Source organism: Humisphaera borealis (genome assembly GCF_015169395.1).
In the GTDB taxonomy this organism is placed as follows: Bacteria; Planctomycetota; Phycisphaerae; order Tepidisphaerales; family Tepidisphaeraceae; genus Humisphaera; species Humisphaera borealis.
The window spans coordinates 3,209,428-3,221,591 of sequence record NZ_CP063458.1 but is presented as its reverse complement, the minus strand read 5'-3'; the positions used below and the strand labels follow the sequence as shown (position 1 = coordinate 3,221,591).

The window sequence follows — 12,164 nt, the reverse complement described above, 5'->3', positions numbered from 1 at the left end:
ATTGCAGAATGTTCGGAGCGGGCTGAAGCGTTCGTGTCCGGGTGGTGCGTTGCCGGGTTTCGGCACGTCGAAACCTACGGCAATCGGTCTCGGATCAGCCGCACGAACACGATCCCGTCCGTCTCCGTTTTTCGCAGATGATCCACCTCCGCCAGGATCTGCGGCTGACCCCAGGTCGTGAGCTTTGAAGTGAGCGATCGGGGACACAGCACGTACCGCTCGCGCTGATCGGTTTGGAAAGCGGTCAGGGCGGCGGCGATCTTGTCGGGATCGCGGGCATCAATGCGCTTCAGCGGATGATCGATGTAGTACGCCGCCTGGGACTGACCCAGGGCGATGAGGTAGACGGGCTCGCCCGGCGGCGTCAGGCGGTCGGCCTCGCGGGCGACGGCGGTCTGGGCTTTGTAGTCGTCGAACGCCGGGATGACGAACGCCTGGGCACCAAGCACGCCGACCGCGGCACCCGCGACGCAGGCGATCGTGGTTCGGCGCAATTGGCGGGCGGCGTGGAAGAGGGTCGCGGCGGCGACGGCGATCGCGATGAGCCCGGCGATCGCGGCGGTCTGCAGCGCGGCCTTGGGCATCTTCCAAAGGATCGCCGCAACCGCGATCGCGCCGGTGGCAACCGCGACGCCGGCCATCCGCCGTGCCGCCTTTTGCGACGGTCGTCGTGACGTCTGCAGCCAGTTGGTGAACCCCAATGCCGCCAGCAGCGTGATCGGCGGAAGCATCGGGATCGCGTAATGCTTGTGGCGGGCCAGGCTGACCAGCAGGATCGCCATGCCGCCGGCGAACCAGGCGAGAAGGAACGTGACGCGGTTCGAAAGACCGGCGCGGGCGATGAGAGTCGGGCGAGACAACGGATGCTCCGCGCCGCTGCGGAAAGGATCCGGGTCTTCGCGGGTACGCTCAGACACCGGCGTTCGCGCTGCTTGAAGTATCTTCCTCGCGGCGCGGTCACTTTTCACCCAGTGGACCAAGCCGCGAATCGCAAACGGTAGCCACGGCAGCAGCAGGAGCGGCACCGACCAGAGGTAGATGTGCCAAGGGTCGTTGTCGGGGATCGCGCCGCCGGCGCGCCTGAACGTTTCGAAGTACCAGACGTCGAGGATCTTCGGGTCGCGCATCCATGCCGCCAGAGGCCAGGCGCCGGCGACCAGAATCATGGGCACCAGCGACACGGGGTGGAACATGAATCCGAGGGCGCGCCATCGGCGGCTCAGGACGATCCAGAGCAGGCAGCCGGCCACGATGAACGTGATCCCGACGCCCTTGAACAGCACCGCCAGCCCCGTACCCAAGCCGAAGAGAAACGCGAGCCAGAGCCAGCGGCGGCGTGACGGCTCGCCGGCGGTACCGGGGCGGTTGACGATCGCGGTCGCGAACGCCGTCATCGCCAGCGTGACGGCGGCGCACTGCGGCATGTCCGCTTCGGCCAGGCGGGCCTGCATCGCGACGTACAGAAAGCTCGCCTGCATCAGGCCGGCAACCAGGCCGGTGAACTCGCCCAGCCAGCGGGCCGCGAGGCGGGCGACCATCACCGCCGTCAGAATGCCCGCGATCGCCGACGGAAGCCGGACGACCCACTCGGCCTTGCTCTGGAAGACCGACATGAACCCGGCGATGAGCCAGTACATGCCGGCGGGCTTATTCAGACGCGGCACGCCGGCGAAGTGCGGGATGATCCAGTCCCCGGTCTGGAACATTTCACGGGCGGTCTGGGCGGCGAAGACTTCGTGGAGCGTCAGCACCCTGAACGAGCCGTCGAGGGCCGGCAACATCAGCAGCGCCGCGAACGCAACCACCAGCAGCGTTGATAGCCGCGACAGCCGGGCCGGTTCGGCCGACGGATCGAGTTGGCGTGGCAGGCCGCCGGGTGCGACGTCGCGCCCGGGCCGCGACGGATCGTCGTCGGGTGGGTCGGCGAAGGTGCGAAAACCGAGCGACGGCGGCATCAGGGCAGCAACTCCAGGTCGGCCCAGAAGAAGTGATGGTCGGACAACGCCGGGTCACTGGAATGCCCGGAGGTCACGGTCTTCAGACCCTTGGTGATGATCCAGTCCACCCGACCTTTGCTGCCGGCGGTCGCCCGGCCGATGACATCCTCTGCCCCGGTCCGAAGCAGCGACTGGACGAGCGGATCGGAGGGGCCCGCGTTGAGGTCACCGAGCAGCACCGCCGGGCCGGCCACCGACTCGAACAGCTGGGTGACGGCGTGCAACTGCCGATCGTGGGCATCGCCGCGATCGACGTGGGTCACCATCACCCGCACCGCGCGATCGCCGATGGGCAGGTCAACCAGGAGTATGTTGCGCTGCGAGCCGGGGTCGAACGCCTCGGGCAGGGGAAGGCGTGTCCATCGGCCGACCGGGAAACGAGAGACCAATCCGTTGCCCCCGGCGGGGGCCCAGAAGCGGCGCTCGGCGGGGGCGAAGATCCAGCCGCGCTGCAACGACTCGGCGATCTGGCGCGCCTGGTCACGGCCACCAAAGCTCCAGGCGTTGGCACGCACTTCCACCAGGCCGGCGACGTCGGTCGCGAGCAGGGCCTGGCCGATCCGGTTGATCGCGTCATCGGACTTGCCGACACCGCCCTGGATATTGAACACGCCGACGCGAAAGCGACGGGAGGCAACGGCGGGGGCATCGCCTTGCAGGCCAGTGCCCGTCTCGCCGCCGGTCGAGCGGCGCTGCCACCCGTCGCTGATCACAAACAGCAATACCAGGATCAGCAAGGGCCAGGTCTGGCGAATTCGACGGGAAAGAACACCAACATAGCCCGACGAATGTTGCCGAGTTGGTGCGGAGGAGGCGCTACTGGAAGAGCCTTCGAGCGGTTGTATGGGATGATCGCTCAATACAGATGACCTTGCGTTTTAGTCGAGCGCGGTACTCGGACTCGGTGCTCGGACTCGGTGCGGCGATTTCGTCGGCCTCATCGTCGCTCTCGGGATCCCGCCGGGATCGGGCTTTGATTGTCGGAGATGTCTGTCGCATCGTCTACGACGCCGCGCGTCCGGCCTGCAGGAGCGACAGCGGCGACGATCTTGCCACGTTGATCGCCGGCCAGATGCTCGCGCCCAGCGCGATCGCCAAAACCACGCCGATGCCAAGGCTGATGATACCCCACGGCACGGCAAGCGGCGGGTTATAGCCGATGACCAGGACCTGGAGCATGTGGGCGTCAACCGCCATGACGCTGCCCGCGGCGACGCCAAGAATCGAGGCGACGATGCCCAGCAGGACCGCTTCGGCGAGTACCAGCCGCAGGAGCTGGCCTCGGGTCACGCCGATGCTGCGGAGTACGCCGAACTGCCAGCGGCGGGTACGGATGCCGGCCATCACGGTGTTGGTCACACCCAGCGACGCCACGGCGAGCGCGGCGAACGCGACGGTGCTTGCCAGCAGCAATAGGCGGTCGAACGCCTTGACGATCTTTTCCTTGATCTCACGGACGTCGCCGGCCTTCATGCCTTCGGTGCGGAGCTTTTTGTTGATCAGCTTCACCAGTTCGTCGCGGGGAACACCCCATTCGAGGTTGGCGGCGAAGAGGTAGATGCGCTCGACGCCGAAGTCTTCCTTCGCGTCGCGAACGCTGCCGAAGACGCTGTTGGCGGTCCGCTGGTCGAACTGCCGGCCCATGTCGAACACCGAGACGATGACGTCGATCCCCGGCGACCAGACGACGCCGATGATGGTGTAGTTGGCAGGCTTGCCGTCGGCACGGCGCAGGGCAAAGACGTCACCAACGCCGGAGCCTTTGAGTTCCTTGAACTCGTTGGTGACGATCAGGAATCGGCCGTGCTCGACGCGATCGACCGCTGCGGCGGGGATCGATACCCGGCCGCGGCCGGGCGCGTCGACCACGTAGTCGCCGGCGGCGGTGCGGGTGACCATGCCTTGGACGGCGTACTGGCCGGCGGTGAGCGTCACGCCTTTCATGGGCGTCGGTTTGCCGTCCGCGCGCGGCTGCGACAGCTCGGACAGCGGCACCAGCGTCTGGTCCTTTTTCAGCCAGACGGCCTCGCCGGCTTCGAGGTACTTGCGGGCATCAGTGTCGTTGCCCTCGCGGAACTCCAGTTCCATCATCGTGAACGCCTTGGCGGGATCGATGCCGAAGAACATCGTCGCCTCGGGGTTCATCGCCGTCATCAGTACGCTGCCGACGCCATGCCCGAACTGCGGGGAGGCGATCGCGATCGGCATGATTTCCTTCTGGCGGATGCCGGGGATCTCCTCCAGCGTTTTGGCCTGATCGATCTCGACGCCACTGGGCGGCGTCTTGGCGCCGAACATACCGGCGAGCGATGAGCCGGGCGGGGAAACGATAAAGATGTCCGGGAACTTCGTCGGCAGCCGCCAGCCCTTGAGGGCGCTGTTGCCCTGGATCTGCATCACCACCAGCACGGCTAGGCCGACCATCAGCGCTGCGGCGGTGCCGGCGGCGCGCCACAGGCCGGAGCTGAGCTGTTGTCGCACCAGTGAAGGCCGAAGCCGCAGCACCGCCGCAACGACCGGGCTCAGGACGGTTTCCACGCATTTGATCAGCACGGGCGCCAGCAGAAAGAACCCGAGCATGATCCCCGGCAGGCCCAGGAGAAAGTGCAGCACCAGCTTTACATTCAGCGACGCCGACGCGAGGTCTTCAGGGCCGAACAACGCGACCAGGCGATCGACGGGCCCGAAGAACAGGAACGGGTCGATCGCGACCAGCAGCGTCCCGACCACGGCGGCGAGCACCGGTGTGCGAGCGCTGGGAGCGGCGGCGAGCGGGCTCATCGCTTCCAAGGGGCTGACGCGCGTCGCCTGCCAGGCCGGGAGCAGGCTCGCGGCCAGCGCCGCGACGATCGACCCGCCGACGCCCAGCAGTAAGCCGCCGGCGTTGATCACCACGCCGGCGCTGAAGACGTCGTCGAACAGGAGGGACAGAATCTTGATCCAGAGCCAGCCGAGCGGCGCACCGATCAGCGCCCCGCTGCCGGCGAGGATGATCCCTTCGAACACCACGAGCTGGGCGATCTGGCCGCGCGTCGCGCCGACGGCCCGCAGCATCGCGAGGGTGCGCTGGCGTTCGCTGACGCCCATCGACAGCGCCGAGAAGACGATGAACATCGCCGCCAGCATCGACACCGCGCCGCCGAGGTAGCTCATCAGCTCCACAGCGACCATGTTGCGGTTCATCTCCTCACGGACGTCGCGGACGAGGCGGATCTTGGCGGCCGGGTCGAGCGTGACGAGCTTGTCTTTCCACTGCTGCTCGAAGGCGCGGGGGTTGGCGTCGCGGTTGAGTTCGATCGATACGCGGTTGACCAATTCGCCGTCGGCGGTGGTTCCGTCCCACGCCTGGTAGCGCTGCAGCACCTTGAGCGGCACGTACGCCGTCTGCATGTGCTGGGCCATGACCTCGGGTTTGTGGACGACGCCGACGATCTTGAGCATCACCTTGCGCTGCCCGGCAAGGCCGATGGTGTCGCCGATCTTCAGCTTCTGCTGTTCGGCCAGTGCCTGATCGATGACGATGACCGGCGCGTCGTTGACGTTGAAGAATTCGCCGGCGTGGAAGCGGAGGTTTTCGATGCGGGTGTCGGCCGGCCGGTCGACACCGATGATCGTCGCCATGCGCGAGTCGAGGGATTTGCCTTCAGCATCGAGCAGTGGCACGACAACTTCGACGCGGCCTTCGGCACGCTTGACGCGCGGGTCTGCACGAAGCGCTTCAATGATCTTCGCGTTGACCCCGCCGCGGGGGTCATTGGTGCGCGACACCTGGGCATCGATCGAGCCGACGTACTTGTCGATGTACTTGTTGAGCGCCGCGACCACCGAGGCGTAGCCGCTGGTCACGGACACCACCAGGCTCACCGACAGCGCTACCGCCGCCACCGTCAGCGCGACGCGCACCCGGCGGTTGGCTAGATTGGAGATGACGAGTTTGCGAAGGAACATGGGTAGAGGAGGAAGTCGGGAGTCAGCAGTAAGGCCGCGAATCGGCGCGGATCGAGGACGCACTCCCGACTTCCCGCGCCTACCGGATACTCTCCTGATACCGCGCCGCCAGTTTCTCGGCACCGTGGTCGGGGTCGGTGTTGAATCGGCTGACGAGTTTGCCGTCCTTCAAGACGGCTACTTCGCTGGCATACGCGGCGACCGTCGGCTCGTGGGTCACCATCACGATGGTGCGGCCTTGCCTGACGCTGAGGTCGCGGAGCAACTCGCACACACTTCGGCTGTTGACGCTGTCGAGATTGCCGGTGGGCTCGTCGGCAAGGATCACCGCCGGATCGGTCACCAGCGCCCGGCCGATCGCGACGCGCTGCTGCTCGCCGCCGCTCATGGCGTCGGGGCGGTGTCCGCGACGCTTGTCGAGGCCGAGCGTTCGGAGCAGGTCTTCCACCCGGCTGTCGTGGCCGTTCGATGCGCCGTTGCCCTTGCGGTTGGCAAATGCCTTGCCGTCCAGCATCAGCGGCAGAAGGATGTTCTCCTCGGCCGACAGCGTCGGGATCAGGTTGAAGGATTGAAAGACGAGCCCGATCTGGTGTCGGCGGAAGAGCGTCAGCTTCTTGTCGTCGAGCTTTCCGATGTCCTGCCCGTTGACCAGCACCTGGCCCTCGTCGGCGGTGGTCAGGCCGGCCATCAGGTGCAATAGCGTGCTCTTGCCCGAGCCGCTGGCACCCATGACGGCCAGGAACGTGCCGGATCGCACCTCAAGGCTGACGCCGTCGAGAGCGCGGACTTCGCGGTCTCCCTGGCGGAAGCGTTTGACGGCGTCTTTGATGACCAGAGGAGATGAGTTGGCTTCGTTCGGCTCCACCGCCGGTGTGCTCCCTCGCGAAAACGTAAACATCGCACCAGTCGGGCGATCGGGAAAACGCCGCGTTCACAGCCGGCGCTGACAAGTCCCTGACTATAGCCCGGCCGCAGAGGCGTCACAACCGCTACCGGCGCACCGAATCTATTGACAGCAGGCAGTTGCGTGCCGGACGCATCCGTTCGCGGCTCATTTGCATATCAGACGTTTCGATGCGAGGTTTGACTTAACCTGGTGGCCGTCGCGAGCGATGTTACAAGGTGGCTGCCAATAGTTCCCCGGCGGCTACTTGGATCAATCGTTGGAGACTTCATCGATGGGTGCACGACGGGTTCTTTGTCGCTGGGAAGCGCTGGAAGGCCGGCTGCTCATGTCGGCCGTCGCACCGAGCGACTACGAGCAATACATGCTCGAACTGGTCAACCGCGCACGGGCCAATCCGTTGGCCGAGGCGGCGCGGTACGGCATCGACCTCAACGAAGGTCTCTCGCCGGGAACAATCTCCACCGCCGCCAAGCAGCCGTTGGCGTTCAACCCGTACATCATTGATGGTGCCCGCCAGCACAGCCAGTGGATGATCGATAACGACGTCTTCAGTCACACCGGCGCAGGCGGATCGAACCCCGGCGGGCGGATGGCGTCGGCGGGGTATGGCGTGGCGAACTCGTTCGGCTGGGGCGAGAACATCGCCTACCGAGGCCAGAAGCCGAGCACGCCGCCGCCAACTTCCACCACCGCCGCCGAGCACCAGGACCTGTTCGTCGATGCCGGCATCGAGGGTCGTGGCCATCGCACCAACCTGATGAACGCCAGCTTCAAGGAAGCGGGCATCGGCATCGCGACCGGCGTCTACAACACCTACAACGCGCTGATGAGCACGCAGGACTTCGGCTACAAGTCCGGCAACAGCTTTCTGACCGGCATCGCATTCGACGACAGCGTCACCGCCGACAGCTTCTATACGCCCGGCGAAGGGCTTGGCAGCGTGACGATCACCGCCGTCGGCAGCGGTGGCGGAACATACACGGCGACGACGTGGGCCAGCGGCGGGTACTCGCTGCAGGTGCCGGCCGGAACGTACACGGTCACGGCCAGTGGTGGCGAGTTGTCGTCGCCGGTGCAGTTTTCGGGGGTCGTGGTCGGGTCGATCAATGTGAAGCAGGATTTCCGACCCGGTGTATCACCGCCGGTATCCCCGCCGGTATCGCCACCGGTGTCGCCGCCTGTGTCGCCGCCTGTTTCGCCCCCCACATCGCCGCCGGTCTCTCCGCCTGTTTCTCCGCCGGTGTCGCCACCCGTGTCTCCACCCGTGTCTCCACCCGTATCGCCGCCTAGGTCGCCGCCGCCCTCTCCCCCGACCGTGCCTCCTCCCCCTCCGCCGCCACCGGCGCGTGGACAGATCACGACCTCGGTCTGGAACGATGTCAACGGCGACGGCAAACACCAGCGCAGGGAGCCGGGCCTGGCAGGACAACTGGCGTTCCTCGACGCCAACGGCGACGCGGTCCGACAACAGGATGAAGTCGCGGTGACGACAGGTGAGGACGGCGTCATTGCCTTCGGCGACCTCGACCCCGGCTTCTATCAGGTGGTGCTCGCCGGTACTTCGGATTGGAAAGTGACATCGGCCGGCGGAACAACCCGCGACGTCGGTGTCGCCAGCCAGAAACCCCCGAAGGTCGCGGCGTTCGGGCTGACGCAGTCGGTCGTCGTCGGTGGCACAGTCTTCACCGATGCCAACGCCAACGGCGTTCGCGATGAGGGCGAACTACCGTTCCGCAAGGCGAAAGTATTCATCGATCTGAACGGGGACGGCGTTCGACAGGCCGACGAGCGCGTCGCGAAGATCAACAAGTTCGGCGACTTCCGATTCACCGGGCTGGCGGCGGGTATCTATTCACTCCGACTGGTCGTCTCGCCGAAGTTCGTGGCCACGACGTCCGGACTGCTGACGGTGGATGTGAGCGCGCCGGCGAGCGAGTCGTCGGGCAACATGTTCGGCGTGACGGTCGCGTAATCAGGCGGGAAGTATCGGGCGGCGAACAACGCCGCGCGGCTTACTTGGTCCGCGGTTCCCACTGCCGCTTGTTGGCATTGGTGTTGGGGTCGGCGGGGTCCACCGTCAGGCGGCTTGCGGGTTCCCACGAGCAGTGCCCGTCGAAGTAGAGCACATTGGCACCCTTGTTATGCCGATAGGCGAGGATGTTGGATTTGCCGTTCGCGCCCGTCGAATCGGCCGGTACGTAGATCTCGCCCCATCCCGGAAGAAAATAACGCGTGGTGTAGGGCGGCGATCCGCCGGCGTTCACGCTGCCGATGGCATCAACGTACTGGATCTTGTCGGCCCCGCTGACGACGCCCCGCTGCTTCCATCCCGAAAGGTAGTGCGGGGGACCGGTGTTGCCGGCAAGGTGGTCGGCCACCTGCGGGTACCCCTGGTTCAGCTGCTGCGTGTTGGCGCCGTAGCTGAGGGTGATGAAGAAGCCGCTGGCATCGCTGGCATTGGAATAGATGAACGAATTGGTCGCGTCCGGGCACATTGCGTCGCGCGGGTGGCGTGCGTTCTCGTAGTTCTTGGAACCGAAAAACTTACCCAGCGTCCAGAGGTTGGCCCAGCTCCGCGACGGCCCGCTCGCCGCGATGGCCGGCGGATTGGTGGGTGGAACCGTGGGCGACCATCCCCAGCGGACGGGCATGTTCCAGTCCTTGAACTCGGCCATGTACAACGCATTGGCCGCACCGAGTTGCCGGAGGGTTGCCAGGCATTTGGTCTGACGCGCCATCGCGTTTGCCCGCGAAAGCGAGGGCAACAGAATGCTGATCAGCAGTGCGATAATGCCGATCACCACCAGGAGCTCGACCAGGGTAAAGCCGGCAGAAACCGGCTGACGTTGACGGCGGGGCGGAAGCATCCAAGGCTCCTTCAACAAAGCGCTGGGCACACAAGTGCGCAGAACCCAATCTCGGTACAGACATGCATTCGGCGTCGGTCAATTATTCGCTACGTCCGGCGAAGGCCCGCGTTGTCTAGGTGAGACACCGAGGCAGGGATCAAGTAGGGTCCGCCTTGGCGGACGCGCGGCGCGATGCAACGGGTGGCTCGACGGTCCGCCAAGGCGGGCCCTACACAAATTCGCCACAACCGTCTATCGAACAGCCAGATAGAACAGTTTTCCCGGATACAATTGCCGGCCGGCGGACTGCTCGGCGACCGGGCCGACGCCCATATAGATATCGGCCCGGCCGGCGGAACGAATTGCCCCGCCGGCGTCCTGATCGAGCATAAACCCGCCGAAAGGCCGCGATCCGGTTCCCGTCGGCAGAGACGTCACCAGGAACGCGGGCATCGCACGCGGGTAGACGTCTTTGTCAGTTGCGACGGTGGCGAATGCCGTGACCGGAACATTCAGCTTCCCGAAAGGCCCGCCCGGGCGCTCCGTGAAGAAGGTCGTGCGTGGGTTGAGCGACAGGTAACGGTCCATCTTCTCGGGATTTGCCGCGAAGTACTGACCCAGTCCCTTGAGAGACAACTGGTCTCGGGTGATCACGCCGTCGGCGAGCATTTGCCGGCCGGGGCTGACATAGGCGTGACCGTTGGTGCCATGAAATCCGATCTCAAGGGTATGCCCGTCCGTCAGCTTGAGCCGGGCCGAACCCTGGACTGTCACCACATACGCTTCCCAGCGACTCGAGAGCCAGACGAGTTCCTGGCCGCGCAACTTCCCGCCTTGCTCGATTTCGGCCCGCGTCCAGTAGCGATTGGCGGCGACAGGTGCGATCGCGGTCGATCCGACGGACGTCGGGCCCGACGGGCCTCCCGCCGCCCGCCGATAGACCGCTTCCCCGGTCTCGTCGCTCACCAGATCGCCTGGCCGCTTATAAAGCGGCCACTGATAGGGGCCCGTGCGTGTCAGGCTGGCTGCATAGATCGGCGTGAAGTAACCCGTGAACAGGACCTGCCCGCTGTATCCAGGCGCGGGTGCCGGCGAAACCAATTCGTCGCCCTGCGGAGCGCCGACGCTCTGGTAGACGTCAAACCGCCGGCGGATCTCCCCGTTCCAGTCGGGCGTCGGCGACGACGCCAACTCCCGCAGCGCCCGCAGCGTCGCGACGGCGCGTGCGTGCGTGATATCGAGATACGGGAAGAATCGCTGGCTGGTGGGAGCGTCGAGGTAGACCAGGCTCTGATCGATCGATCGAAGCAGGGCGGTGCGATCCGTCTGCATGACATCGAAGTTCGGATACATCTCCGGCGGGATCTTTCGCAGCGCCAACTGCCCCGGCGGCAACTCCCGGGCGTAGTCGAGCGACTTAACGGCAGGCGGCTCCTGCCGGCAGCCGGCGATGGCGGAGAGAACGAACAAAGCGCATGCAGTACGGCAGAGTGTGGGCAAACTTTCCTCCATGAAAGCGGTCGCGGTGATGATACGCGACAGGGGAAGTCGTCGGTAGACGCGCGACGCTGCGGCACCAAGACGCACCGGAGTTTGCCCGGCACTCCACAATCGACAATCCGCGATTCACATTCGACAATCCGGCATGCCCGAGAATCCCGCTGACGTGAATCCCGCGGACACGAACCCCGCTGACATCTGGAACCGCATCGCCCCCTGGTGGACCGAGCAGATCGGCGAAGGGAACGATTTCCAACTACGGCTGATCATGCCGACGACGGACCGGCTCCTTCGGCCGGTGGCGGGCATGCGCGTGCTGGATGTCGCCTGCGGCAACGGGAACTACAGCCGGCGGCTCGGTCGGACGGGATGTCGGGTGCTCGCCGTCGATGCCGCGGCGAACTTTCTCGACGACGCACGCCGCCGAACGACACCTGCCGACGGCGAGATCCGATACGCGCATTGCGACGCCACCGACGAGCCGGCCATGCTCGCGCTCGCCGAGCCGGGGGCATTCGATGCCGTCGTCTGTTCGATGGCGGTCATGGATTTCGCGACGATCGATCCGCTGCTGCGTGCAGTGCACGTCCTGCTGAAGCCGGGCGGGTTGTTCGTCTATTCGATCTCCCATCCGTGCTTCAACTCCAACGGCGCACGGATGACGGCCGAACTGATCAACGAAGCCGGCCGGATGGAGCAGGTGTTTGGCGTGCATATCATGCAGTACAATCAGACGACGACGGACCTTTCCAGCGGCATCCTTCATCAGCCGGAGCCGCACTACACCTATCACCGGTCGCTGACGACGCTCTTCGCGTCGGCGTTTGCGGCGGGCTTTGTCGTCGACGGATTCGAAGAGCCAAGCTTCCCGGTCGGGAGCAGTGCCAAGAGCGCCTTCGCCTGGGCGAAACGGCCGAACATTCCGCCGGCGTGCGTGGTGCGGTTGCGGTCGGTCTGAGGCAA

Annotated in this window: 8 protein-coding genes; 2 read left to right on the top strand and 6 right to left on the bottom strand. The window is 65.6% G+C overall.

Annotated features, from left to right (window positions below; genetic code table 11):
- Window positions 1-74 precede the first annotated feature (74 nt).
- The 4 genes from IPV69_RS11950 to IPV69_RS11935 form a co-directional block, all read right to left on the bottom strand.
- Window positions 75-1,955 carry an ArnT family glycosyltransferase gene (locus tag IPV69_RS11950; RefSeq protein WP_206295340.1) on the bottom strand — a complete coding sequence of 627 codons (1,881 nt, stop codon included), beginning with the start codon at window positions 1,953-1,955 and terminating at the stop codon, window positions 75-77.
- The gene (locus IPV69_RS11945; RefSeq protein ID WP_206295339.1) at window positions 1,955-2,734 is read right to left on the bottom strand and encodes an endonuclease/exonuclease/phosphatase family protein; all 780 of its coding nucleotides are present in this window, start codon (window positions 2,732-2,734) and stop codon (window positions 1,955-1,957) included. Before IPV69_RS11945 ends, IPV69_RS11950 begins: the two co-directional genes overlap by 1 nt.
- 265 nt (window positions 2,735-2,999) lie before the next feature.
- Complete coding sequence (locus IPV69_RS11940; RefSeq protein WP_206295338.1) at window positions 3,000-5,945, bottom strand: FtsX-like permease family protein; 2,946 nt, start codon at window positions 5,943-5,945, stop codon at window positions 3,000-3,002.
- A 79-nt stretch (window positions 5,946-6,024) separates the two neighbouring features.
- Window positions 6,025-6,843, bottom strand: a complete 819-nt coding sequence (locus IPV69_RS11935) for an ABC transporter ATP-binding protein (protein ID WP_206295337.1) — start codon at window positions 6,841-6,843, stop codon at window positions 6,025-6,027.
- Window positions 6,844-7,123: 280 nt separating this feature from the next.
- On the opposite strand from IPV69_RS11935, the gene IPV69_RS11930 reads away from it, so the two are divergent.
- Window positions 7,124-8,824 (top strand): SdrD B-like domain-containing protein, encoded by a 1,701-nt coding sequence (locus IPV69_RS11930; RefSeq protein ID WP_206295336.1) that lies wholly within the window; start codon window positions 7,124-7,126, stop codon window positions 8,822-8,824.
- A gap of 40 nt (window positions 8,825-8,864) precedes the next feature.
- Here IPV69_RS11930 and IPV69_RS11925 read toward each other — a convergent pair whose 3' ends face one another.
- Window positions 8,865-9,719, bottom strand: a complete 855-nt coding sequence (locus tag IPV69_RS11925; RefSeq protein ID WP_206295335.1) for a prepilin-type N-terminal cleavage/methylation domain-containing protein — start codon at window positions 9,717-9,719, stop codon at window positions 8,865-8,867.
- 234 nt (window positions 9,720-9,953) lie between these two features.
- A complete protein-coding gene (locus tag IPV69_RS11920) occupies window positions 9,954-11,171 on the bottom strand; it encodes an MltA domain-containing protein (protein ID WP_206295334.1) in 1,218 nt (405 codons plus the stop codon).
- Window positions 11,172-11,346: 175 nt separating this feature from the next.
- Between IPV69_RS11920 and IPV69_RS11915 the strand changes: the two genes are divergently transcribed.
- Window positions 11,347-12,159: a class I SAM-dependent methyltransferase gene (locus tag IPV69_RS11915; protein WP_206295333.1), complete on the top strand. Its 813-nt coding sequence runs from the start codon at window positions 11,347-11,349 to the stop codon at window positions 12,157-12,159.
- The last annotated feature ends 5 nt before the right edge of the window (window positions 12,160-12,164 follow it).